17 protein-coding genes are annotated in these 25,483 nt (G+C 41.9%); 10 read left to right on the forward strand and 7 right to left on the reverse strand.

Annotated elements, in window-relative coordinates; translation table 11 throughout:
- The first annotated feature begins 27 nt into the window (after nucleotides 1–27).
- The 4 genes from J2X77_RS11810 (at nucleotide 28) to J2X77_RS11825 (ending at nucleotide 3,773) form a co-directional block, all read left to right on the forward strand.
- Complete coding sequence (locus J2X77_RS11810) at nucleotides 28–1,446, forward strand: HAMP domain-containing sensor histidine kinase (protein WP_310080899.1); 1,419 nt, start codon at nucleotides 28–30, stop codon at nucleotides 1,444–1,446.
- Nucleotides 1,427–2,131 carry a response regulator transcription factor gene (locus tag J2X77_RS11815; RefSeq protein WP_310080901.1) on the forward strand — a complete coding sequence of 235 codons (705 nt, stop codon included), beginning with the start codon at nucleotides 1,427–1,429 and terminating at the stop codon, nucleotides 2,129–2,131. Before J2X77_RS11810 ends, J2X77_RS11815 begins: the two co-directional genes overlap by 20 nt.
- A 53-nt stretch (nucleotides 2,132–2,184) precedes the next feature.
- Nucleotides 2,185–2,742 (forward strand): Crp/Fnr family transcriptional regulator, encoded by a 558-nt coding sequence (locus tag J2X77_RS11820; RefSeq protein ID WP_310080904.1) that lies wholly within the window; start codon nucleotides 2,185–2,187, stop codon nucleotides 2,740–2,742.
- Nucleotides 2,743–2,957: 215 nt separating this feature from the next.
- Nucleotides 2,958–3,773: an AraC family transcriptional regulator gene (locus tag J2X77_RS11825; RefSeq protein WP_310080907.1), complete on the forward strand. Its 816-nt coding sequence runs from the start codon at nucleotides 2,958–2,960 to the stop codon at nucleotides 3,771–3,773.
- Between the two features lie 2 nt (nucleotides 3,774–3,775).
- On the opposite strand, the gene J2X77_RS11830 is transcribed toward J2X77_RS11825, so the two are convergent.
- From J2X77_RS11830 to J2X77_RS11855, 6 genes are all read right to left on the reverse strand, one after another.
- Nucleotides 3,776–4,900 (reverse strand): MBL fold metallo-hydrolase, encoded by a 1,125-nt coding sequence (locus J2X77_RS11830; protein ID WP_310080910.1) that lies wholly within the window; start codon nucleotides 4,898–4,900, stop codon nucleotides 3,776–3,778.
- A 156-nt stretch (nucleotides 4,901–5,056) separates the two neighbouring features.
- A complete protein-coding gene (locus J2X77_RS11835; protein WP_310080912.1) occupies nucleotides 5,057–6,529 on the reverse strand; it encodes a redoxin domain-containing protein in 1,473 nt (490 codons plus the stop codon).
- 25 nt (nucleotides 6,530–6,554) lie between these two features.
- The gene (locus J2X77_RS11840; protein ID WP_209579026.1) at nucleotides 6,555–7,940 is read right to left on the reverse strand and encodes a RagB/SusD family nutrient uptake outer membrane protein; all 1,386 of its coding nucleotides are present in this window, start codon (nucleotides 7,938–7,940) and stop codon (nucleotides 6,555–6,557) included.
- An 11-nt stretch (nucleotides 7,941–7,951) separates the two neighbouring features.
- A complete protein-coding gene (locus tag J2X77_RS11845; RefSeq protein WP_310080914.1) occupies nucleotides 7,952–11,302 on the reverse strand; it encodes a SusC/RagA family TonB-linked outer membrane protein in 3,351 nt (1,116 codons plus the stop codon).
- Between the two features lie 23 nt (nucleotides 11,303–11,325).
- Nucleotides 11,326–12,342 (reverse strand): FecR domain-containing protein, encoded by a 1,017-nt coding sequence (locus J2X77_RS11850; RefSeq protein ID WP_209579028.1) that lies wholly within the window; start codon nucleotides 12,340–12,342, stop codon nucleotides 11,326–11,328.
- Between the two features lie 83 nt (nucleotides 12,343–12,425).
- The gene (locus J2X77_RS11855) at nucleotides 12,426–13,016 is read right to left on the reverse strand and encodes an RNA polymerase sigma factor (protein ID WP_209579029.1); all 591 of its coding nucleotides are present in this window, start codon (nucleotides 13,014–13,016) and stop codon (nucleotides 12,426–12,428) included.
- 625 nt (nucleotides 13,017–13,641) lie between these two features.
- Here J2X77_RS11855 and J2X77_RS11860 point away from each other — a divergent pair.
- Nucleotides 13,642–15,903: a GH92 family glycosyl hydrolase gene (locus tag J2X77_RS11860; protein ID WP_310080916.1), complete on the forward strand. Its 2,262-nt coding sequence runs from the start codon at nucleotides 13,642–13,644 to the stop codon at nucleotides 15,901–15,903.
- A 156-nt stretch (nucleotides 15,904–16,059) separates the two neighbouring features.
- Here the strand turns inward: J2X77_RS11860 and J2X77_RS11865 are convergent, their stop codons facing one another.
- A complete protein-coding gene (locus J2X77_RS11865; protein ID WP_209579031.1) occupies nucleotides 16,060–18,813 on the reverse strand; it encodes a substrate-binding domain-containing protein in 2,754 nt (917 codons plus the stop codon).
- Nucleotides 18,814–19,104: 291 nt separating this feature from the next.
- Here J2X77_RS11865 and J2X77_RS11870 point away from each other — a divergent pair, with 291 nt between their 5' ends.
- The 5 genes from J2X77_RS11870 (at nucleotide 19,105) to J2X77_RS11890 (ending at nucleotide 25,294) form a co-directional block, all read left to right on the forward strand.
- Nucleotides 19,105–20,427 (forward strand): sugar porter family MFS transporter, encoded by a 1,323-nt coding sequence (locus J2X77_RS11870; protein ID WP_159729307.1) that lies wholly within the window; start codon nucleotides 19,105–19,107, stop codon nucleotides 20,425–20,427.
- Between the two features lie 151 nt (nucleotides 20,428–20,578).
- Entirely contained in the window at nucleotides 20,579–21,529 is a 951-nt protein-coding gene (locus J2X77_RS11875) for a carbohydrate kinase (protein ID WP_209579032.1), read from the forward strand.
- A gap of 51 nt (nucleotides 21,530–21,580) precedes the next feature.
- Nucleotides 21,581–23,086, forward strand: a complete 1,506-nt coding sequence (locus J2X77_RS11880; protein WP_209579033.1) for a glycoside hydrolase family 32 protein — start codon at nucleotides 21,581–21,583, stop codon at nucleotides 23,084–23,086.
- A 266-nt stretch (nucleotides 23,087–23,352) separates the two neighbouring features.
- Nucleotides 23,353–23,952: an RNA polymerase sigma-70 factor gene (locus J2X77_RS11885; protein ID WP_209579034.1), complete on the forward strand. Its 600-nt coding sequence runs from the start codon at nucleotides 23,353–23,355 to the stop codon at nucleotides 23,950–23,952.
- Between the two features lie 67 nt (nucleotides 23,953–24,019).
- Complete coding sequence (locus J2X77_RS11890) at nucleotides 24,020–25,294, forward strand: FecR domain-containing protein (protein WP_209579035.1); 1,275 nt, start codon at nucleotides 24,020–24,022, stop codon at nucleotides 25,292–25,294.
- Nucleotides 25,295–25,483 lie beyond the last annotated feature (189 nt).

Below are 25,483 nucleotides of genomic sequence, written 5' to 3' on the forward strand. Positions count from 1 at the left end.
TCGATAAATAGATGTTATTTTTAAACCATGAACAGCGCCGGTAGAAATATATATCCCTGGGCATTTGGCACCAGCTTCCTGATCTTGACCCTGTTGATCGGTTTTTTGATCTTCAATACATATAAGCTTGAAGATAAAAATTACCAGATTGGACAGCTCAGTCTGATTCAGAATGCCTATGGTGCTGCCGTAATGGATGATAAGATATTCCCCGGTGGTAATACGATATTCCAAACTTCATTGGTGCCATGTCTTTCGATCTGGTATGAAAAGGAACACAATGACGCCTTAGATGCTTCTGAATTTGCGCAACAATGTGTAGAACCTTTTCTCAAGCGCTTGCGGCAAGAGCAATCACTGGATAGCATCTTTCAGCAGATCGTACAGCAGCAGCAACTTGATAGCGATCTCGTCTATCTATTTCATTTTGATAAATTGGAAGTTTACGATGCTGCTGCTAAGGATTGGAAGGTCTTTTATGAAACGGCCAGCGATAATCCTGCTGGGGCGATAAGCGGTAGACTTGAAAATCCAGGGCTAAATAATCGGGTATTTGAACTATCGGTGAGCGATAAAAACCCTCGTCCCTATCGGTTTACGTATAGCCTATATGTTGATTATGAGAATCGGGGCTGGCGGATTTTCCAAGAGATGGTACCCGTTTTTTTGCTGTCTTTGGCCTGTATTGCCGTCATTGTGCTACTTAGTTACCGGACCTATAAAAATTGGATCAGCCAGCGTAAGCTTGCCGATCTCAAAACAAGTTTTCTGAACCATATGCGGCATGAATTCAATACACCACTCACGACAATACTGATCAGTGCACATAGCCTGATTGACCATGAGACCAACAGAGACAAGCGGGAAGTGGAGCAGCTGGGGCTAATCGTGGAGCGACAGGCAAAGCGGCTCAAGGCTTATTTTGAACAGATCATGGGATCTGTTGCCTTACAGGAGCGGCAACCAACAGTCGTGCAGCTTCCGCTGAACCGGCTTACGAAGCAGCTGCTGGATGAGCTCCGTTTGCGTTATCAAGATGAGATTGAAATCCGATACGAAGCACTATTGTCTGACGTAGAAATGAAATTAGATGAAGATTATTATTTTTTGATCTTAGATAACCTGGTGTCCAATGCCATCAAATTTAATGACAGTGATCAAAAGACTATTCGGTTTACCTGGCAGTTGACAGAAGACCAATATTGTCTCAAAGTAGCAGATAATGGATCTGGTATAGCCTCCAATGAACGTTCTAAAGTATTTACAGCATTTTATCGGGGAAGATTATCGGGTAATAAACCGGGACTTGGATTAGGTTTGTATTACATTAAATCCTGTTTGGACCGTTTGGGCTGGACAATTCATATCGAAGAAAAGCCAAGTGCTGGTACGATTTTTTATATTTACATGGGCAATGCGGCATTCAATGGGAAAAGACAAGATTGATATTCTTTTGATCGAAGACGAACCCGATCTGGGTGAGGTTTTTTCGCGCTATTTGCGCTACAAAGGATTTACGGTAATTTGGGAAAGTACGGCTGAAGGTGGCTGGGAAAATTTTCAGCGTGTTTCGGTCAAACTTCTGATCATCGATATCCAGCTGCCCGATGGTAACGGTTTTGATCTTGCACAACGGATGATCGCTAGTAATCCGGGACAGCCTGTTTTCTTTTTGACAGCACTTCATGAACGCAACGCTCGATTAAAGGGGCTTTCTTTAGGCGCTGTTGATTATATTGCCAAACCTTTTGATATGGACGAAATATTGCTCAAGATCCGCAATTTATTGAAGGTGGCATCTGTTTCAGACAAAGATGCACTTTTACAGGTAGAATTGCAGATCGGCAACCTGCGGCTCAATATGGAGCGGTTTACACTGGATAATGGTTTACAACAGGTGCAAAAACTCACTGTCAGGGAGGCAGAATTGCTGCATTTTTTGATTCTGAATAAAAATATGTTGGTCAGTAAAAAAGATCTACTCCTGCAATTTTGGGGCAATACAGACTTTTTCAATGGCAAGAGTTTGGAAGTTTTTATCTCCAGGCTCCGCAAGTTATTGCAGATGGATCGTAAACTCCACATCGAAAGTATCTATGGTGCGGGTTATATATTACATGAACCTATCTAATTCTTTTTTACACGAAGATCAATACAATGTTATACGAAAATATTCTAAAAAATGTGTCTAAGTGCATTACTTTGACCGCAGAAGAGACCGAGCAGTTCACAGGTATGTTAACGACAAAAAAAGTTCCCAAGAAGACCATGTTATTGGAAGAAGGGGAGATCTGCCAGTTTGAAGGTTACCTGCAAAAGGGCTGTGTGCGGATCTACTACCTCGACGAAAATGGTTTTGAAGTTACCTTAGCTTTTGCGGTCGAAGACTGGTGGATCAGTGATATTGCATCTTTTCATTATCATACGCCTTCGAGCCTCTACATGGAAACGTTGGAAGATAGTGAGTTTTTAATGCTGACACCAGATACCAAAGAGCGGCTGCTGGAGATGGTTCCAAAATTTGAACGTGTATTTCGTATGCTGGTTCAGCGCCGGCTCGCTGTTTTGCAGAATAGGTTGATCCATACGATGGCCAAACCTGCTGCGGATCGATACCTCGAATTTATCGAGCTTTATCCTACGATATCCCAGCGAGTGCCACAGTATTATATTGCTTCTTATTTGGGTGTTTCGCCGGAATTTGTCAGTATTATACGAAAACGGCTTGCAGCAAAGATATAGTCGCAGCATTTGTTGCCAGTGGCTCAACAACCTCGGATGTAGTTTTAAATACTTAAGGATTGGGCTATTTTTATGCTTGAGCTTTTGAGGATGTATAAATTGAGCTTTCCGACAATTGGATTTTGTAAAAGGTATTGGATATTTGTTACCTTTAGGCTAGGGCTCCTATTGGATTGGTATGAACCCGTTTATACAGCCAATTTAAAGCAGTAAAAATGAGTATAGCAGACAATGATTTTGGGAAGGCTTTTTTGTATTCCTGTTATGTCGAAAAAGTATTTGGCCACGAACAGTTTATCCCTGAGCATGTGGTGTTTTTTCAGCTGTCGGGTGAGACGCATCTCGACCATCAGAAGGGAAAACTGATCGCCACCGAGGGGCAGCTTGTTGTGGCGCGTAGAAACCAATTGGCGAAAGCTTTTAAGCATCCGGCAGCCAATAATGTTTACAAATCTGTTTCCGTATTGTTGCAAGCGGATCGCCTGAAGCAATATGCGATGGATCATCACCTTAGTTCGGATAAAAAATACATAGGAGAGTCTAATGTGGTGCTGGAAAGCGACCTGTTTATCAAAAGTTATTTCGAATCATTGGCGCCTTATGCCGAGGCCGCCGACCGCGTGAGTCCGCAGATGGAACAGATCAAAATCTATGAATTGATTACCTTATTATTGGAGAGTTATCCGCAGCTGAAAGATCTGTTGTTTGACTTCTCAGAACCACATAAGATAGATTTGGAACAGTTTATGGTCAGAAACTATCGGTACAATGTACCCCTCGAAAACTTTGCGAAACTGACCGGCCGTAGCTTAGCGAGTTTTAAACGTGATTTTGAAAAGATATTTCAGACATCACCCCGAAAATGGCTACAGGAAAAACGTCTCTCTGAGGCCTATTACCTGATCGAAAATAAGCGTCAAAAACCTTCCGATTTTTATCTTGATCTCGGCTTTGAAAACCTCTCTCATTTTTATGCTTCTTTCAAAGAGAAGTTTGGGATAACGCCGGCGACCATCAACTCGGTCGCATAGAACTATTTTCTCCACCAATGGCTAGGTCCTGTCGGGGCCTGATCAAGGTTGATGACCTGGCCGATTATTGGAGTAAGCAAAGGCTGCTGTTGTTTTGTGGCTTCCGTGGAAATGCGCTCCAAGGGCTCGTTCCAGGCATGATTGGCAAGTACAAACTTGGAGGAATGGACGGGAAACAGCAGGGTGGCTTTGAGGTCATGTGCTGCTTGGACAACCTCTTCTGGCATCATGTGGATATGTTTCCAGCTGAGATCATATTGGCCATTTTCCAATATGGCGAGATCAAAGGGACCTAATTGATTGCCGATTTCTTTAAAATGGCTATCGTAGCCACTATCTCCTCCTAAATAGAGTTTTAGGGAAGGTGTCTGGAGGACGTAGGAGGCCCATAAGGTATTAGCAGTAAAGATGCTGCGACCTGTGAAATGTCGTGCCGGGGTGACCGTTACCTGAAATCCGTCGCCAAGATCGACCTGATCCCACCAGTCTTTTTCGATGATCTGTTCGGGACGATATCCCCAATATTCGAGGTGGGAGCCAACACCAAGACCAACAATAACTTTTCCAACTCGGGGCTGTAAAGCCTTTAGCGTTTTGTAGTCCATGTGATCATAATGGTCGTGTGATATAAATAGAAAGTCAATCGGCGGCAGGTCAGCCGCGGTAGAGACATCGGCGCCTTTAAAAGCCTTTACACTGCCCGGAATAGGAGAGGCGCTGCCACTAAATACGGGGTCAACAAGTATGTTCTTGCCATCTAAACGAAGAAAATAGGAGGAATGGCCAAACCAAACAAGTCCGTGAGACTGACTTAGCAGTTTTGTCCAGTCGATGCTCATCGTAGGTATCGCATGTTTGGGACTTGTTTCGTCCGAGCGCTTAAAAAAATAATCGTATAGGGCCACCGTCCAAGGTTGTGTTAACTGTGGTGTTGGACTCATATTGCGAAATTTACCGTCCTTAAATTGCTTGGAGAGTTGTATGCGCTGAAGTCTTTCGCCCGAAGGTCTTCTGCCAAATTGTGGATGCATCATATATAGTCCGATGAAAGCGATGAGAACTGTCAGTCCTAAGATTGTTCTTTTCAAAAACCGAAGCCACTTATTGCTGTTATTTCTTGTTGTCATCTGCATTGTTGTATGTCAACAAAGATAGGACTGCTGAGACAGATCTGTTTTTTGCTGATAGCTCAAATTTATGTGCTGTATGGCTCACATACCGGGGATAGCACCACAATGTTGATTGTAAAGATGTCTGCCTCCCCAGTGGAGGCAGACGTCTTTTTAGCCCTTATAAGGTTTCTTAGCCGCCTCAATAAGCTCTTTCATTTCTAATTTGATATAGTCCACGTTTGGCGTAGATCCTGTTAAAAAGTAACGAATATTGCCTTCTTTGTCGATGATAAATTTTGCAGGAATACCTTTGACACCAAATTTCGCCGCCATTACCTCTCCAGTTTGCGGATCTTTTTGATCATCGTAAAGCACTTCAAACGGATAATTATTTTTAGTGATAAAGGAGACCACATTTTCTTTGTAATTTTTATCGCGTTCCCAGGTATTCATGAACAAAAATTGAACATCTTTATCATTTGCATACGATTCTTGTGCAGCTTTCATTCCCGGAAATGAGCGGACACAGGGTTGACACCAGGTTGCCCAAAAATCTAATACCACCACTTTCCCTTTTAAACTGCTCAACGAGACTTTCTCACCTTTCATATTGAGCAGCTCAAAATCAGGTGCGGGCTTAAAAACTGCCATTTCTTTGATATGGTTACGAATGTTCTGCGTTAATTCCGTTTGCAGGGAAGCGTTAAAACGTTCGTAGCCTTGATCAGAACCGTTCAATTCGGTATACAATTTCTTAAGATCATTTTCGACAGCAAACTGCCCTTTAGCATATAATTTGGTCAGAATATTATAGGCCTCTAGCTTTCTTCCAGTACCCATTAGTGATTTGTAATAGACCATTGCAAGACCATCCGCTTGTTCTGGAGCGACTTTTAAAGCATTCTCTATATAATTGAGTGCTTCGGCATATTTTTTCTGCGCAACGAGGATATTGACATAAGCGGACATGGAGCTCGCATAGCCCATACCTGCAAAACGGGCTTTATTATCTTTTTCATTCTCTGGAAGCGTTAAATAATAATAGCTATCGTCCATGGCAGTTTTTAAGAGCGGTGCCGCAGTTGCCGTGTCGCCCGCACTCAACAAAATTTGTCCCACAGGGATATAGCCGTTTCCGCGCCAGAATCGTTCTTTCATCTCACCAAGATAATGTATTGCTTTTGGGGCATTTCCGTCGTTGGCAAAACTCTGCGCTAGATTAGCTAATACATAATCATAGGTGAGGGGCTCTTCGCTGAAGTTCTTAACTGGCCACTTTTTTATAAGTTCATTGTACGCTTTCTCTTTTGCCAATGGCGTACTGGCAGTGTAAAAAACATTGGTTATAAAGGCATCGCGGGTTAGTGATCCTTTTGGGTATTTTTTCTTTGCCAATTCCTCGACCGATGTTTGAAGATCTTCTTTGCCTAAAGAGCGCAGAATATTGATCGTCGTGCGGTAGTCTTCTTCAGACTTATAAGTCTTTAGCTCGCTCATTAATACATTCGCGAGCGAATCCTTTTGCTCTATTGTCCCTTTTTCTATAATAGGCAGATAGTGTTGGTATTTGTTTTTTGCGGGTTGTTGTGCAAATGCTGCTGTTAGCGCAAGCGCGAAAGCAGCCGTCAAGATTTTTCTTTTCATTATATATATATGATTTTTAAGTTCCTTAATTTTCGTATCCTGGATTTTGTGTCAAACTTCTATTGATTAAAATCTGAGCTTGGGGGATAGGAAATAAGACATCTGTTGGTTGCCAGTTGGATTTGATTGGAGACAGCACAGTGCTAGCGCGTTCGGTTCGTTTCAGATCGAGCCAGCGATGGCCAAACTCACCAAAAAATTCATGGAGGCGTTCGGTCTCTATAGCAGACAATAATTGGGTTTGGTTTAAGCTTGTGTTAAGTCCCGCAAGTCCCGCACGACTGCGTACGGCATCTACATCCGTTCTTGCCTCTGTTAATTTTCCGAGCTTGGCCCTCGCTTCCGCACGGATAAGATATTGTTCAGCTAAACGTAGCATAATGTGATATTCGGACCCTGCGCCTGAGGACGCTTTATATTTGGTTATGGCATAATAGGTTTTATTGGATACCGTCTTTGAACTTGTCCAATTGGTCTTTCTTAAATCAGGTGTAGGCAAGGTCTCAAAACTGTTGTATACAGCATCTGGCAGTGTGTATCCCGGTGTCACTGTAGCTGTCGTTATATAATTGGCACCGAATGTGGTCACTCCAGTCTGATTTCCAAGTTGGAGAATAACCTCATTGCTCGAGTTTACAAAGTTTTTATCAGGTGTAGGCATACCGTAGTCAGTTGACTGCAAAACTTTAGTTGCATAAGATTCCGCATTTTGATAATCTTTTTGGTAAAGGTATACTCTGGCCAGTAAAGCGCTGGCGGCAGCCTTATTGGCGCGTCCTCGTGGACTGGCAGTAGCATCATAGGTTGGAGCCATTTTGCTCTCCGCATCTTTAAGATCTGCAATAATCTGATCATAAACTTGCTGTGCGGGCGTCCGTGGAAGTGCGGCGTCTTCAAATGCATGCAGGTCATCGCGCAACTGTAACGGCACATCACCATACAGATTGACGAGATAGAAATAGGCATAAGCTCTAAAAAATTTTGCTTCTCCCAGGAGTTGATCCTTTACACTTGGGGTAAGGGAAGTGGATGCTTCGAGACCGGATATCGCGTTATTCGCATTTTTGATAAGCTGATAGGTATTGTACCAAAAGTTGGCAACATGACCATTTGTATTCAGCAGATTATTACTCGCGAATTCGGAAGTATTGGGGTCGGCCGAATTGTACTGAAGATCGTCGGCTGCCAACCCGGTATAGAAAGTTGAGGTACCGGGAAGATTAATGCTTAATGTTGTGGTATACAACCCCCTGATCACGCTGTTTGCAGAAGCATCCGTAGCGAACGCTTCACCCGCTAGCACTTGATTTGGAGGAGCACCCAACTCCACGAATTTTGAACAGGAGCTGACAAGCAGCGTTGCACTGGTGATGGCGGATAAAAATATATTGTTATTGATGTTTAATTTCATGGTTTCTAGTTTTAAAATTGACAGTTAAATCCAAATACAATCGTACGCAATGGTGGGAGTACCTGAGCAATCGTTCCGGTCCCTAAACCAGACGGCCCTCCTTGGACAGTAGTTTCGGTATCCAAAACATATTTGTTTTTGGCCCAGGTAAAGAGATTTTGACCTTGCATAAAGATATTGCAATTGGACATTTTTAGTCTGGAAGTCCAGCTTTTCGGTAAGTTGTACGATAAATTGACCGACCTTAATTTTAGATAGGAAGCATCACCATATACAGCATCAGAACTGGTATATTGGTTGTAAGATTTGCTTAATTCAGCCCCATCATTCGACACGCCAGGTATTGTTGGAATAATGGCACCTGGGATGTTTGCGTTGGTGTTCGTTGGTGTCCATCGGTCCAGCCAGTAATCGTTTTGGTTGACCAAAGCCCCAGGTCTTGAGTTGAGGATTTTGGTTAAGCCAAACCGGTGATTAAATTGAAAGAATACACCAAGTTCAAAGCCTTTGTAAGAAAAGGTATTGTTAAATCCGCCATAGAATGGCGTACCTAAGTCAGCAACATATAGGTCATTAGCAGTCATAGCTCCATCACCGTCACGATCCTCAAAGATTGCTCTTCCTGTTGCCGGGTCGACACCTTGATAGTGGTACAAACGGATCATATTGAGCGGCTCACCCACCAAGAAACTACTTGCATAGAAGGTGTTTTCAATTCCAGGAAATTCGACAAGTTTGTTTTTATAAAATGTAAAGTTTGCCGATGTTTTCCATGTAAAATTTTCATTGGTTACATTGGTGGTATTTAGTTCCAATTCCAAACCTGTATTTTGGATCAAAGCGGGTAAGTTTTCTTTGTAACTATTGTAACCTGTTTGGGTGCTCAAAACTAAATCGGTGATCTGGTCGGAAGAGCGATTCCTGAAAAAGTTTCCTGTAAACAAAATTCGATCCTTTAAGAAGCCCAGATCGATTGCAAATTCCAATTTTTTGGTCGTTTCCCATTTAATGTATTCATTCGGAAGCGACCCCACGTTCATGGAAGGATTGTTAAGGTAGGGCGTTACTGATGAGTATAGCGGGAGGTACAGGTAATTTGAAATCTGGTCGTTACCAGTTGTTCCATAACTTGCCCTCAACTTACCAAAGCTTAAAAATTGCAGGTTATCCTGCACAAAGTCCTCTTTTACAAAAACCCAACCTAATCCAATTGCGCCGAAATTTCCGAATCTATTTTTAGGGCCGAAGCGAGATGAACCGTCCCTTCTGAAAGTTCCATTAAACAAATATTTCCCTTTCCAGTCGTAATTTACTTTTCCGAATACTGCATTGTATTTATAATAAACCAGGTTGTTACTTGCTGTAAATTGTCCTGCGGCTCCAAGCGAACCTAAAAGAGCATCGTTTGAATAATTGGAACCATTGGTGGTCTGCGAGCGTGATGAGTTCTGTTGAAAGCTTGTTCCGATCAATGCCGTCAATCTACCCTCACCTACATTTTTCACATAATCCAGTGTCGGTTCAATAATCCAATTTTCGGCCTTTGTATTGGAAAAGCTGGAAGCACCAAGCGGGTTAGTGACTGTATTATTTAATGACGTAATTGGGCGTTGATTATTTTGGTTCAATTGGGTGATGGTGTAACCAAAATTTGCTTTTGCCGTTAATCCTGGTATGATTTTATAACTCAAGTTGGCATTGGAGATCAGGTTATTGGTATTGCCAAAGTATTTCCGTTCGAGCAAGGCGATCGGATTATCAATAAATGTCGTTGATGGTAACCAGTAGTATTTTCCATTGTCGCCATAAATGGGATAATTGGGGGCCAGATTGTAGAGTGATGTCACATCCGACGAAGGCATATCCGAATTATCATTGGCATAGCTAACCGATAAAGCGGCATTAAACTTTTTATCGGAAGAGGTGTGATCCAAATTTAGGCGGGAGGTAAAGCGGCTATTTTTACTGTCTCCATAAAATACGGTACTTTCGCGTCTATATCCCGAGTTGAAGAAAAACCGTGTGGACTCGTTTCCGCCAGACATATTCGCTTGAACGTCGATGATATGGCCTTTATTTCCAATCAGCATTTTCTGCCAATCCGTCGATTTGTTTTGATCCCATAACATAAGATCTGGCGCATTGTCGGCAGTAGGTGTCACGCCAGCATTGGCGAAAGCCTCTTTTCTTAAGGTCAGATATTGTTCTAGGTTTAACATGGGGATAAAGCGGTTGACCTCAGTAAATCCAGTATTGAAGTTGACACCAATACGGGTGCGGCCTGCAGATCCCTTTTTTGTCGTAATCAAGACCACTCCATTTGCGCCCCGACTACCGTAGATCGCGGTGGCATCGGCATCTTTCAACACATCGATTCGCTCGATATCCGCCGGGTTAATCATACTGAACGGACTTAATCCCCCCGAAGAAGCTGATATCCCAAATGAATTGAGGTTATCAGTAGCAGGTTGTCCGCCGTTAAAGTTGGTAAATGGAACCCCATCAATAACGTACAGCGGAATGGATCCAGAGGTCGTACCGCTTAATGAAGCCTGATTTCTGATCTGGATCTGAACGGCACTTCCGGGTATACCGTTGTTTTGAGCGATTAATACCCCGGACAATCTTCCGGATAGGGCAGCGAGTGGATTACTTACCGGTTGCGAAGTAATATCTTTCGCTGTGATTGAGGCAACCGAGCCGGTATTCAGTCGGCGTGTTGTTGTGCCATAGCCAATGACAACGACTTCTTCCAAACTACCTTCTTCAGGCTTAAGTTTGATCGGTGTAGGACTCGCAATAAGCTGTTTTGCTGGAATTTCGACCTTTTGATACCCTATAAAAGAAAAAGTAATAATAACATCGTCATTTGGAATACGCAGTCCCCATTGTCCATTAACATCGGTCGCTGTACTCGTTTGCATGGTGCGGTATTCTGCTTTTTGCCAGTCCTTAATGATCACAGAGACACCTGCTAATGGCGTTCCATTTTCGTTGACTACTTGTCCTGCTATTTGTCGTTGATTTTGTTGTTTTTCCTTTACAGCGATAATATTGTTGTCCAATAGTTCCCATGTTAAGTTGCTTCCAGCAAGCGATTGGGAAAGAATATCTTTCACACTGATTTTCTTTCCAACAATATTGACCTTGGCGTCAGGTAAGATCGATTTGCTAAAGAACATTTTGTATTTGCTCTTCGCGTTGATGGTTTGAAAAACATCTTCAAGCTTTCCGCCCTGGATGGAAACATCGATTTTTTCAGTTTGAGAATAGGCAAAGCTTTGTACGTGCAAGGTGCTGAGGCAAACAAGCAGTAGCGCTAATCGCGACTCTTTTCTAAATTTGGGTTTTGTTTTGATCATGTGAGTTATATAGGTTGATATTTTTAAAATAATTCTAATTGATTTTTCCCCGTTTTCTTAATTTGAAAGTAGTTGACAGTTTGTAATGCTTTAAGAATATTTTCGAGTTGTTCGTTTTCGAATGTCGCTGAGTAGCGTTTGCTGGCAATTGCTTGATTTGTAATTTTAATCTCCACCCCGTACATGCGTTCTAGTTTCAATGCGATATCAAGTAATCTCTCCTCTTGGATTGTCATACGGTTTAATAACCATTCAGTTTCTAGAGCAGACCCATCATTTTCAGCAATAGCGAATGGCTGGATAGCTATGGACACAGGAGTCGCTACAGATTTATGGACGCTGGAGGAAGATGCCTGTCTGGATTCAGCTGTTTTTGTGATAACAAATTTTTGTTTAGGTTTTAAAATGAATTTCCGGGCGTTGGCTCCTGTTTTCCAAATCGATACCTTACCACGCACTAAAGCTGTTTCGGCATCATTTTCTTCCGCATAATCACGTACATTGAAGGCAGTCCCCAAGACACTGATTTCCATTCTCGGTGTATGAATAAGGAAAGGTTTAGCAGGATCTTTTGTGACATCGAAAAATGCTTCCCCGATTAAAGTCACTTCGCGTGTGCTTGAGTCTTTGAATGAAGCAGGATATATTATTTTGCTTGAGGCATTGAGTGTAACTTTTGTTCCATCTTGTAATACAATTTGACGCTGTTGTCCATTCGATAGGGTGACCTCTTGATTGTTGGGCGTTTTTGTTTTGTATAAATATACACCAGCAAATGCAATACACAAGACGGCAGCGGCGGCGGCAATTTGAGATAAACTGAAAGAGCGTTTCTTTCTAACCGGTAATCTAGCCATGATACCGCTATGAATACGATTTTTTAAGGCGTGCTGCACTTCTTCAGGAAGTGTTTTGAGAAAACTCGGCCGTGATGAGAATGAATCGAAAAAGCGCTCTACGGTGTCGATCTCTTGCGAATTGGCTTCGCCCTTTAAGTATTTGTCAATGAGCTTTTCAAGCTCTTGGTTAGGATATTGCATAGGATGAGTACAATGTTCACTACAATAGTGTCCCTGAGGGGGTAATATGTACTAGTGCAAATCTTGGTTTGTTTGTAAGTTGCTTATTTACAGTTGAATAAAATTAAAAGAAGTGTCAGAAAATGCTGCATAACAAGTTTCTTTAGTTTGTGTATTGACACACCGAGATGATTTTGGACTGTATTTTGGGAGGTTTCCGTTAGATCGCTGATTTCTTTTGTGGTGAGTCCGTCGAGATACCGCATTTTAAAGATTTCTTTTCTTTTTTGCGGAAGATTGGCTACCCATTGTTCAATCAAAGATTTTAGATCCTTTTCGTCGTACAGGTCTCCCTCGGTACCATCTTGTCTTTGGTAGTATGAGGGATTTTCTTCAATAAGTACTGTTCTTCGTCTATTTTTTTTATATGTTTCGAAGACTTTGTATTTCATGCAGGTGAAAAGGTAGGCTTCCACATTGTGGATTTCTCTATTAGAGCAGTGTTTCCAAAGGTCGATAAATATGTCTTGTACAATTTCCTCACAGGAAGCTAGGTCCTCAAGCCTTTTATACGATTCATCTAACAGTACTGACCAATATTTATGATATAAAATGTTGAAAGCCGCTAAATCGCCTTCTCTCAGCCCAATCAATAGGCGTTCGTCATTGTGAGATGCATATTTATCGTTTTTCATGACATTTGAAGTGTGAAGCTGAGTTCCTCCGAGCCACAGCTTTTAAAGGAACTTACTTTTTTCAATTATACTGATTTAATTATATAAGGACAAGCTGTATCGGTATTTTTTACTTAGTTATAATCAATGTAGTGACCATTAGTTTGGAGTGATTTGACGCCTTTAATACACCTTAGCGATCATTTTTTTTTGATTATCACAAAAAAGCCGCCTTTGTAAGTTTTTATCCGTGACATCAACAATGACGGTTAAAACAACTGACATGTTTAGGAGGGTTTATATTCATAACAAATTGGTCTTTAGTTTGTATTGATATCAAAATTAGGTTGAATAAAACTAAAATAAAATTCACTTTCAATTTTTCGAATAAATTATTAAATAAGCATTTATTTGTAACGGTTGCCTGAATTTTACATAGTTTATTTAATAGATTACAATAAAAATTCTGTTTTGATACCCACCTTTCGAATTTAAAATCTCACAAAATTTCAAAGGTCAAGATACGCGCTTGTTATTAGGTGTTAAATAATCGCTGAAGCGGAGATGATATGTTAACAAAAAACAATTAACTTTAAGGGCGGAACACTGTTTTGCTCTTAAACCATCAAATATTCAATTGTTTAAAATGTTAACGAAAAATATCAAACGTAAAACCAATACCTTGTTACGTACAATATGTTGCTGTTCTTTTCTTTCGTTCAGTATGCTAAAAGGTTTTTCCCAAGGTAAAATGACGAAAGATTATGTGGACTATGTCAATCCGTACATGGGAAATATTAGCCATTTATTGGTGCCGACCTATCCGACCGTTCATCTGCCTAACAGCCTGCTGCGTATTTATCCCGAGCGAGGAGACTATACGTCAGACCGCCTATATGGTTTGCCGCTGATCGTCACCAGCCATCGTGGTAAATCGGCTTTCAACCTCAGTGCAATGGTTAAATTGCCGGATAGTTTGAAACCGGTACAATTGTACAGTTACGATCAAGAGGAAATCCATCCGTATGCCTATTCCGTGTTCTTGGATCAAGAGCAAATTCAGGTAGACTATGCGCTGTCGCACCAGTCGGGACTTTATACCTTTACTTTTCCCTACACCTCGACAAAATACCTTCAGTTCAACTCGCAGCAGGGAAAACTTCAATGGGATGGCGAGGGACTTTCGGGGGTACAGGATATTGGAAATGGTACCCGTGTGTATATTTATGCTATTCCCGAGTCCAATCCTGTTGCGGTGAAGCGACTGCAGGGCCAACAACTTGAAAATGCAACAGAAGCTGCCGGTAAGAATTCGTGTATGATATTGGAGTTTAGTCAGGCCGGCACTACCTTGCGCATGAAATATGGTGTTTCATTTATTGATGTCGCACAAGCAAAAGCCAATCTAAAGCGTGAAATCAGCGATTTTGATCAGCAGAAGCTTGCTGATAAAGGGCGTAAAATATGGAACGATGCCTTAGGTAAAATTGCTGTGGAAGACGGCAATGAATCCAATAAGCATGTGTTTTATACGTCTTTATACCGCAGCTACGAACGCCCTGTCAATATTTCTGAAGATGGTCGTTATTATAGTGCGTTTGACGGGAAGGTACATCAGGATGAGGGCAAACCTTTTTTTACCGATGACTGGATTTGGGACTCGTATCGAGCACATCATCCTTTGCGAGTATTATTGGATCCGGGCACAGAATCCATGATCCTGCATTCTTTTGTCCGAATGTCGGAGCAAATGGAACAGCCTTGGTTGCCCACTTTTCCTGAGATTACGGGCGATAGTAGGCGGATGAATTCCAATCATGGCGTAGCCACTTTGTTGGACGCTTACCGCAAAGGAGTGCGTAATTTTGATATTAAGAAAGCCTATCTGGCTGCTAAAGGTGCGATTACCGAAAAAACATTGGCCCCCTGGTCGGGTAAGCCCGCAGGTAAATTAGACCTATTTTTTAAAGAGAAAGGATATATCCCGGCGTTGTACCCGGGTGAAAAAGAAACCATACCAGAAGTAAACGGTTTTGAACGGAGACAGCCTGTCGCTGTCACCTTGGGAACCTCTTACGACTTATGGTGTTTGGCACAGCTTGCTCAAGAATTGGGTATACAGGATGACTATGAGCTTTTTATGAAGCAGTCTTTCAACTATAGAAATCTTTTCAACGAGCAGACCAAGTTTTTTCATCCTAAAGATGACAAGGGAAATTTTATCATGCCTTTTGACTATGTATTTTCTGGCGGACAGGGAGCACGGGAATATTACGGTGAAAACAATGCCTGGATCTACCGCGGGGATGTGCAGCATAATATTCCCGATCTGATCAAACTGATGGGTGGGAACGAATCTTTTGTCAAGTACCTTGATGAGATGTTCCAGCAGCCTTTGGGGCGTTCAAAGTTTGACTTTTATGCACAGCTTCCAGATCACACGGGAAATGTCGGACAATTTTCTATGGCGAACGAGCCGGCTTTGCATATTCCTTATCTATATAATTATGCCGGACAACCTTGGATGACACAGAAAAGGATCCGCAAGCTTATTGGTGAATGGTTTAGAAACGATTTAATGGGGGTACCGGGAGATGAAGACGGTGGTGGAATGTCAGCTTTTGTCGTCTTTTCGCAAATGGGCTTCTATCCGGTTACGCCAGGTTTGACGTCCTACAGCATTGGATCTCCATTTTTCCAGAAGGTCAGCATACAGCTTCCAAATGGTAAGTCTTTTGTTATTATAGGCAAAAATGCATCAGCAAGAAACAAATACATTCAGTCGGCCAAATTGAATGGAAAAGAGCTGAATGTTGCGAAGTTGAGCCATTCGGACCTATTAAAAGGAGGCTCATTGGAGTTAGTGATGGGAGATAAAGCAAATCGAAATTGGGGAATAGCAGAGTAACACTGTTTTTTTCTAAATCTATATTTTAGAAATAAGCAAGCAAGCAAGTAGGCAATATGTTAAACAATGATACGAAACTTTTGAACTGAAAGTCAAACGCGTTTATTATATGAAAAGCAACTGGATCGTTGTTGTACGTTTCTACGCAATGATCTGCTATTTTTTGTCGAGTTCTTTTTTGAAAGCACTTGGAGATTGACCATATTTCCTTTTAAAGGCCGAAGCGAAATAAGATGCCGAGGAAAAGCCGACACTGCTAAATATTTCGTTGATGGTTAGCCCCTCAGCGATGAGGCTCTTCGCTTTCTTCAATCTTCGCTCAATAATATATTCACTGACACTGCAGTCGAGTAAATGTTTGACTTTACGGTAGAGCTGCACGCGAGATAGATGGAGGTCGCCGGCAATACCGTCGACACTCAGTCGCTGGTCTGATAGCTTGGATTCGACAATCGCAGCTAAGTTATTCAGAAAGCGTTTGTCGTTCTCATTGACTTGCTCAGCTTGTGCGTTATCAAACTGTTCCACATTGCTGCTGTATTTTTCTTTAAGCTGATGACGTGACTGGAGGATGTTTGAAATGCGTATCCGAAGTAATTCAGCATGGAATGGTTTAGCGATATAGTCATCGGCCATCAATTTATTTCCCTCCATCATAGTTTCTTCATTGGCAAGTGCACTCAGTAAAATAACGGGAATATGTGCGGTCTGATAAAATGCTTTGATATCTTTTAGAATATCCATACCGCTACCATCAGGAAGCATGATATCCGTAATGACTAAATCTGGAAAATGAGTCTTCATCATGCTATTGGCTTGTTGGACATCTTTTGCTAGAAACAGATTGTAATCCCCCTCCAATAGCGAACGAAGATAATCTCTGATTTCATCATCGTCTTCGACCACCATAATGCTTTTTGACGTGTTGGACCGAAAAGAAAGATTGTTGTCTTTCACCGTTCGTGTAGTGTCCAGTATATCCTGTTGCTGCATCGGTGACTTTTCTGCGTTATCGAATTTAACGAGTTCGGCAGGTTCATAATGATTATTTCCAATGGGCAAGCGAAGGGTAAAGATTGAGCCGTGACCAGTTTTGCTGCTCACCGTGATTTGGCCATGATGCAGTTCGACAATCTGTTTGCTGTAGGCTAGGCCGATTCCGGAACCATCACGACTACTTGCGCCCTGATAAAAAGGATCAAAAATATGCTCAATATCGCTAGGGGCAATCCCCAAACCATTATCCATCACGCGTAGATAGAAATAGTCCTTAAAATTGTTTTCCTCCAATATAATTTCGATTCGGCCGCTCGCCGCCGTGTGTTTTATCGCGTTGGATAATAGATTGGATAAGACTTGTTCCATCAGGTATTCGTCCATCCAGACTTCTTTCAAGCGCGTTTTATTGACATAACTGATCGAGATCCTATTTTTCTTAAATAGCGGTCTGAAACTAGCTGTTATCTGTTGAATAAAAGGGTCAATCTGAACAAGGGCAGCATGCAGTTTAATCTTCGATTTACTGATACGGTGGATATCAATGAGGTCGCTGACCAAACGTTGTAGTTTTTTTGCATTCCGCCTAATGCGTGACAATTGTTCTTTTACCTCTTCGGTCAGATCTGTCCGTAGTTGAAGGTCTTCGATAGGTGCAATGATTAGCGTCAGTGGAGTTTTGAATTCATGCGAGATATTGGTGAAGAAATTATTCTTGATTTCTGCCGCTTGCTGAATTTTGCTGTTCATGTCGACGATCTGCTTCTGCTGCGCGAGGATCTCGCTATTCTGTATTTCCAGGTGTTTGTTCTTTTCCCAGTTACTTTTAATTACAACAATGGAAATTCCCCCAAAGACAACCGCCAGCACCAGACTCACAACCACAACATTGAGCACCGATTTTTGATCGCGATAAATTTTATTCTGTTCTGTAATAAATTCCTGTCTTTTGTCAATATCATACTGCTGTTGCTTTATCTTATCCGACTGCAGAGCCAGCAACTCGGCATTGGTTTGATCAATGACAACGGTGGCAAGAATATTTTCACGACGGTAGTTTTGGTGGTTGATAATGGCCAAGGCTGTTCGGATGGCTTCTGTTCCACCCGTCGGATACAATATGGAGGCAAACATCTTGTTTTGTATAATTTGTTCGAGTCCATTTCCCGGTCCAGGAAGTGCATCGACACCAATGATCTTAATGTCTTTTTTGATCTGGGCTTCGTCCAATGCTTTTTTTACACCCATGGCCATCTGATCATTCAGCGTAAAGATAATATCATTTTGAGCCATTTGATCGATATGCCTGCGCATTTCGGAATAAGCTTTATTTTTCTCCCAGTCGCCTTGAATGACGCCGTTGACCCGAATTGTTGCGGCATCTTCAATTTGCTGCATAAAGCCTTTTTCACGTTCTATGGAAGCCGAGGTGCCAGATAGACCCGTGACTAAACCGACCGATCCCTTTCCGTGTAAAATCGTTCGGGTATATTGGCCGGCTAATTTTCCGATAGCAAGATTGTCGGCACCTACATAAGCATTATATTGGCCGGAAGACGTCTTTCGGTCGGTTACGATGACGGGGATATTCCGCTGGAATACAGAATCCACAATTGGGGTAAGTGGCTCAGCTTCATTGGGCGATACAATCAGAAGATCAATATCCTGTTTAACCAATTCACGAATTTGATTGATCTGCACATTATTGTCGCCATGCGCGTCGCGATAAAGAAAGTCAATATCAGGGTTGAAGGAAAGTTCTCTTTTCATTTCTTCCAGCATGGTCTGCCGCCAGGCATCGCTTCCGATACACTGCGAAAAAGCGATGACCTGCTTTTTTTTCTGGACCTTTGGTTGACACCCACAAAAAAGAAGCAGGGTCAATATGCCACCAAAAATGAAATATTTTCCCATCGATTTGTTCCCTTAAATGTTCGAATATACATCATTTCATTTTTTTTAAAGTAACAGTGGGATTGTTAGTGTATATCTCACACTAAAATGTGTACGTGAAAAAATGTATCATTTTCTAAATTTTCTGTCTAAAAAGTGAAACTTTATACCGATTGAATTGATATAATAATCAGATCTTTAGTTTTTTAGCTATTTTAGATAAATGTTACATAAATAAACATTTTTGCAGAGTGTAAATTTAAGTTATTATGAGATTCAAGTTAAATTTGGATTAATCAATTATAGATCACCATGAACAAAAACACCGTATTAGCTTGGTCCTTTGTAGTAGCTTTAGGAGGATTTTTATTTGGATTTGATACAGCGGTTATTTCGGGAGCAGAGAAGGCCGTTCAGGAGCATTGGCATTTAAGTGAATTTCAGCATGGTCTTACAATGGCCATAGCCTTGATCGGAACGGTTGTCGGCGCAGCATTAGGTGCATTGCCTTCTGATAAATTGGGCCGCAAAAACACCTTATTTGCTGTTGCTGCTCTTTACTTTATTTCAGCGATTGGCAGCGCGCTGGCAAATGACTGGACAATATTTATTCTATTCCGCTTTTTGGGTGGCATAGGAGTTGGCGTCTCTTCGGTAACGGCACCCATTTATATATCGGAAATCTCCCCGGCAGCATCCCGGGGTAAGTTGGTTGGGCTTTTTCAATTCAACGTTGTATTAGGTATTTTGATAGCCTATTTGTCCAATTATTTTATCGGTCAGGTTGGCGAAGAGTCCTGGCGCTGGATGCTGGGGGTGCAGTGCTTTCCGTCGTTGTTATTCTTCTGTTTGATCTTCCTCATCCCGGAAAGTCCGAGATGGTTGCTGCTGCACAGGGGGAATTTGGCCGAGGCAACACGGATTATGAAAAAAATTAATTCGGATGGTTACGAGCTGGAGATTTCAAAAATTCAGGAGTCTAAAAACAATTCCACAGGAGAAGGCAAGCTCTTCGTTCGCGAAAATGCAAAACCTATTTTATTGGCCTTTTGTTTTGCGCTGTTCAATCAAGTTTCAGGTATCAACGCCATTATATATTATGCGCCCCGTGTATTTGAAATGGCGGGATTAGGCTCACAGAGTTCATTGCTTTCGACAGTTGGTATAGGGGTTGTCAATTTTATTTTTACGTTGCTGGCGATCAATTTCATCGATAAGGTGGGCAGAAGAAAATTAATGTTGGTGGGTTCGATCGGGCTGATTGTTTCATTGGCACTTGTTTCCCATGCTTTTTATACCAACCAGACCACGGGTTTTGCGATCACCATCTATCTGATGAGTTTTATTGCCTTTTTCGCATTCTCGCAAGGTGCGGTGATCTGGGTGTTTATTTCGGAAATTTTTCCGAACGATGTACGTGCCAAAGGACAGACATTTGGCAGCTTGACCCATTGGGTCATGGCGGCAATTATCACGTTTTGTTTTCCGGCCTTGACAGAAATGCTCGGCGGCGGCGGTACCTTCTTGATCTTCGCCCTATTTATGGTGCTGCAACTTGTTTATGTGCTCAAGTTTATGCCGGAGACAAAAGGGAAATCATTGGAAGATCTCGGACATACCATCAATCTACATTAGTCTTTAGCTAGATTAGGCTGATGGGCGAGTGACAATGTGATAACGAGTCGTGTGTGTCTATTGTCAACATTGAACGTAAAGGGAACTAAAATAATCAATTTGTTACGTGGTTTTGGCACTCAGCCAAAGCTTTGTATAGAAAGGAGAAAATATGAAAAATGGAGATAAATCAATACAGGGGATTTGTTTTGGCGAGGTTCTTTGGGACAATCTTCCTACGGGTAAAAAATTAGGTGGAGCTCCTTTAAATGTAGCATATCACCTCAATAAATTAGGCGTAGCAACGCGTATGCTAACACGTATTGGGCGTGATGATAACGGTGACGAGCTACGCAGCGTATGTGAAGATCTCGGTATCCCGACCGATTTTTTTCAGTATGATGATGTTTTGCCGACATCCACTGTAGAGGTTTCTATCGATGAAAAGCGGGATGTGCATTATGATATTGTCTATCCTGTAGCATGGGATAGAATTACAGTGGATCCTATTGTTCTGGACGCAGTTGCGGCGGTGGATTTTCTGGTATACGGGAGTTTGGCCTGTCGAGATGAAGTAAGTTTTCAAAGCTTGCTATTATTGCTGGAAAAAGCCCGTTTCCGAGTGATGGATGTCAATCTGCGGGCACCTTATTTTGGGCCAGAAAAAATACACAAACTATTGGAGTACGCGGACTTTGTGAAAATGAATGCCGAGGAGCTATATGTTATTTCCGAGTGGAATGGTGCTACTGCGGCATTTACTGACCAGCAGCGAGTGGATTTGATCCTGGAGCGTTTTGCAATTCAGGAGGCAATTGTAACCTATGGTGCTGATGGAGCGGTATATCATTATAAAAAAGACAACATCAGTTATCATTTTCCAGCCTTGAAAGTTCAGGTAGAAGATACCATCGGAAGTGGTGATTCTTTTTTGGCGGCTTTCCTGACCAAAAGATTCCAGATGCAGCAGGGGGTTCAACTGGAGGAAGTATTGGAATTTGCGGCAACGTTAAGTGGGTTTGTGACGCAGAGCCGGGGGGCTTGTCCGCCGTACAATAAAGAGGTCATCAATCGGTTCCAATGGCTGCATCCAATTTTTAATGGACGTACTGAAGAAATCTAATGCGTCTAAGTGAAAGATAATTTTAGACACCTGGTGGGGTTAAAAAAAGCTATGATAAGTCTTAAGAAATACGGAGCTATGATGCTCTTGATGAGTATCGCAGGTATAAGTCTGGCTCAGGTTGAGCAGCATAAGCAAGGGGATCTCGAAGAAAAGTATCGCCCACAATACCATTTTACCCCACAGCGGGGCTGGATGAACGACCCCAACGGATTGGTTTATCTGAACGGTAATTATCATCTTTTTTTTCAGCATAACCCAGAAAAGCCTGTTTGGGGGCCGATGCATTGGGGGCATGCAACGAGTAAAGATCTGATTCATTGGGATGAAAAAAAGATTGCTTTGTACCCCGACAGCCTAGGAACTATATTTTCTGGTAGTGCAGTGATCGATAAGGACAATACGGCAGGTTTTGGAAAAGGTGCCATGGTTGCCATTTTTACCCATCACAATCAGCAGGAAGAAGATCGAAAAACAGGTCTACATCAGAATCAAAGTTTGGCTTATAGTTTGGACGAGGGAGTCAGTTGGACAAAGTATCGGGGAAATCCAGTACTTCCCAATTCGGGAATATGGGATTTTAGAGATCCAAAGGTGATGTGGCATGCAGATAGCCAACGTTGGATTATGACCTTGGCAACAAAAGATTGTATTACGTTCTATTCTTCCACAGATTTGAAAACATGGCAGAAGGAAAGTGAGTTCGGTAAAGAGCTAGGGGCTCATGGTGGGGTATGGGAATGCCCAGATCTTATCCCCATGGATTATAATGGACTTAAAAAATGGGTGTTATTGGTCAGTATCAATCCAGGTGGACCCAACGGTGGTTCGGTGACGCAGTACTTTGTGGGTGACTTTGATGGGCATCATTTCCGTACAGCAGACAACGAAATAAAATGGCTGGATTGGGGACCCGATAATTATGCTGGGGTAACCTGGAGTAACATAGGGGATAGGCACCTGATGATTGGGTGGATGAGCAACTGGCAATATGCCAATGTTGTTCCGACCACCGCATGGCGTTCTTCCTTAACCATACCGCGTATTTTGTCGTTGGAAAAAGTTGGAAAGTCGTTCTACGTTACGAGTACTGTTCCTAAAGAGATTGAAACCACATTTCGTCCGTTAAAAAAATACCATGGTGGCAGAACAAAAGAAGTCTCGTTCGAGCAGAATCTTCCACAAGCTTACCGTGTGGACCTTAAGAATTTGAAACAGCAGGAATTTAAGATAATCCTATCAAATGATTTTGGCGAAGAATTGATAATTGGATATCATCAAGCTACAAATGAATATTACATCGACCGCTCAAAGTCCGGAGAGGTGTCTTTCAGCGCTGAATTCGCCAAGACCGCTTTTGCTCAACGGTTGTCGAATAATAGCGAAGTATCTTTAGTGCTATACGTTGACGTTAGCTCGATCGAACTTTTCGCCGATGGCGGATTAACGGTAATGACCAGTCTATTCTTTCCAAATAAACCCATGACCAAGATGCACGTCTTAGGAGATCGAGAGTTGGAATTTCAAGACATCGGCATTGATGCGTTTACAAAATAAGCACTTGATGTGTGCGGTTAAGGGCTGTCCAAGAAGATTGGGCAGCTTATTTTCGTAGATGGAATCGTCGGTAGACTGTGTGCGAGGAAATGATAAATAAAGTTTTGCTCGGCTTTTAAATGGATACTTTTATGGATTGATTTGGCAGCTCGAGAGGCACAGCTACTGCAAGTATGGGCGAAAATAGCATAAGTTTGCTGGGCTTCAGAAATTTGATTTGAATTATTGCAGTGAAGTAATTAACTTCAACCCTAGAATAATCAATTATGGACATCCATCAAAATTTGCCTGAGCAGGAACTCTTGTGCCAACTCCATCATGGGGATATGCGGGCTTTTGATATTTTGTACCATCGTTATAGCCAGGTTATTTATGCCAATATCCTTAAGTTTCTGAAAGATGAAACCGTCGCAGAGGATCTACTTCAGGATGTTTTTTTACGTATTTGGGAGAATAGATCAAAGATAGATCCTGATCAATCTTTTGCAGCATTTCTGTTTACCTGTTCGCGCAATATTACCTTTAATTTTAAACGAAGGCTGAAATTGGAGCTGGAATCTGAGCTTCATCTCGCTTATGGAGTAGTGGAATCCGAAAATACCATTGATAAAGTGCTCGATTCAAAGCAGGCCATGGTCTTGGTAGAAGAATTATTGAACAAGTTGCCCAAACAGCGCCAAAAAATATTTAGGCTGTCTAAGCTAGACGGTAAAAGCTATCAGGAAATTGCAGAAGAAATGGGTATTTCTATTGCTACTGTTCGCGACCATATTGTTAAGGCAAATAAGTTTATCCGAAATGGCGCATTACAAGATAATGGATTTTCGACATTATTATTGGCGCTGCTTCTCTATTCGGCTAAATAAAAAAAAGTTTTTTTTAGAGCAGACCTTTATTTTCCCCTGTGTGTATTTACTTTAAATATACAGCTCTGTGGAGACCAATAAATCTAAAATAAATCAATTACTTCAAAAGTATAAAGAAGGGAACTGTTCGCTTGAGGAAATCGAACGGCTACAGCATATGCTTTCTAACGACGATAGCGAGGATCAGCATACCATCGACCAGGTCATCGTCGCAAATTTACTGCAACCTTCGTCCGCAGGGAACATGAGCGAATCCAAACTAAAAATAACACTCGAAAATATCAAAAGACAAATTCAGCAGGATAAAGAACGTGGTGAGAGCATTAAATATGACACTGCTGATGCTGGGGTGCCGCCACGAAGGAAAGTTGTTTTTGTAACGCGATGGCTTTACTGGACCGCTGCGGCTTGTTTATTGCTTTTTGTCATTTCAATGGCAGTCTGGCGACAGCACAGGGATTCCGTTCAGGTAAAAAAGAATCTTGCAACATTGCAAAGTACAAAGGGCGAGGTTGTAAAGCCAGGAGGAAATAGCGCTACCCTTCGTTTAGCGGATGGTACACTTTTGGAACTCGATAAGCAGGCATCTGGAATCGTGATGGGGAAAAAAATTGCCTATGAAAATGGGAAATCTATCGCTGACGCTGCATTATATAAACAGGGGGGGGAGGCAGATCCCAGTAAGGTTATGCTGGAGCTGACCACACCGCGCGGTGGGATGTATCAGATTACGTTACCTGACGGTACAAAAGTGTGGCTTAATGCAGCCTCTTCCTTAATATATCCACTGAGCTTTGCCAAAAACGAACGAAAAGTTACCCTCATTGGCGAGGCCTTTTTTGAGGTGATCAAAGATAGTACAAGACCTTTCAAAGTGTTGAGTAAAGAGCAAGAAATAGAGGTGCTTGGGACTGCCTTTAATGTCAACGCTTATCCCGAGAACACAGCGATTAAGACAACTTTAGTTCATGGAAGGGTTAAATTATCAAACGATAACCGATATTCAGAAGCAACATACCTGCAGCCCGGGCAGCAGTCGACCAACACCAATAGCGGAGATATACAGGTTGCTCCTGTGGATACTGCACCTTTTACAGCGTGGAAAGATGGCTTATTTTATTTTGAAGAAACACCACTTTCGGATGCACTCCAGCAGATTGGTCGCTGGTATAATATAAAAGTGAGGTACAAGGGTGAGGTGCCGCAAACGCATTTCTATGGCCGTATAAAACGAAGTAAGCCTCTTCAGGAAGTACTTGATGTATTGGAAGAAGGTGGGCTGCGTTTTGAGCTGATGAAAAGTCAGGAAAAAAATATCTTATTGGTGACGACAGTGCAATAATAACCCTAAATAACGATGAAAAAAGAAATGATTATGGATTCTACCTAAGCCTAAGAAAGGTATACGCAAGACAAAAAGGGCAGTGCTGGGGGGCACTGCCTTGAATTGGATGCATATACTTATAAGTGTTGCCCAAGGGCATATTTTGATAACCATTTATAAATAACATACAAACCGTACAAACATATG

The organism is Sphingobacterium sp. 2149, from assembly GCF_031455655.1.
In the GTDB taxonomy this organism is placed as follows: Bacteria; Bacteroidota; Bacteroidia; order Sphingobacteriales; family Sphingobacteriaceae; genus Sphingobacterium.

Bases quoted from the DNA above. Each gene is read 5' to 3' on its own strand.
- J2X77_RS11810 (WP_310080899.1), top strand. From the start codon at position 28: ATGAACAGCGCCGGTAGAAATATATATCCCTGGGCATTTGGCACCAGC.
- J2X77_RS11815 (WP_310080901.1), top strand. From the start codon at position 1,427: ATGGGAAAAGACAAGATTGATATTCTTTTGATCGAAGACGAACCCGAT.
- J2X77_RS11825 (WP_310080907.1), top strand. From the start codon at position 2,958: ATGAGTATAGCAGACAATGATTTTGGGAAGGCTTTTTTGTATTCCTGT.
- J2X77_RS11830 (WP_310080910.1), bottom strand. From the start codon at position 4,900: ATGACAACAAGAAATAACAGCAATAAGTGGCTTCGGTTTTTGAAAAGA.
- J2X77_RS11835 (WP_310080912.1), bottom strand. From the start codon at position 6,529: ATGAAAAGAAAAATCTTGACGGCTGCTTTCGCGCTTGCGCTAACAGCA.
- J2X77_RS11840 (WP_209579026.1), bottom strand. From the start codon at position 7,940: ATGAAATTAAACATCAATAACAATATATTTTTATCCGCCATCACCAGT.
- J2X77_RS11845 (WP_310080914.1), bottom strand. From the start codon at position 11,302: ATGATCAAAACAAAACCCAAATTTAGAAAAGAGTCGCGATTAGCGCTA.
- J2X77_RS11850 (WP_209579028.1), bottom strand. From the start codon at position 12,342: ATGCAATATCCTAACCAAGAGCTTGAAAAGCTCATTGACAAATACTTA.
- J2X77_RS11855 (WP_209579029.1), bottom strand. From the start codon at position 13,016: ATGAAAAACGATAAATATGCATCTCACAATGACGAACGCCTATTGATT.
- J2X77_RS11860 (WP_310080916.1), top strand. From the start codon at position 13,642: ATGTTAACGAAAAATATCAAACGTAAAACCAATACCTTGTTACGTACA.
- J2X77_RS11865 (WP_209579031.1), bottom strand. From the start codon at position 18,813: ATGGGAAAATATTTCATTTTTGGTGGCATATTGACCCTGCTTCTTTTT.
- J2X77_RS11870 (WP_159729307.1), top strand. From the start codon at position 19,105: ATGAACAAAAACACCGTATTAGCTTGGTCCTTTGTAGTAGCTTTAGGA.
- J2X77_RS11875 (WP_209579032.1), top strand. From the start codon at position 20,579: ATGAAAAATGGAGATAAATCAATACAGGGGATTTGTTTTGGCGAGGTT.
- J2X77_RS11880 (WP_209579033.1), top strand. From the start codon at position 21,581: ATGATAAGTCTTAAGAAATACGGAGCTATGATGCTCTTGATGAGTATC.
- J2X77_RS11885 (WP_209579034.1), top strand. From the start codon at position 23,353: ATGGACATCCATCAAAATTTGCCTGAGCAGGAACTCTTGTGCCAACTC.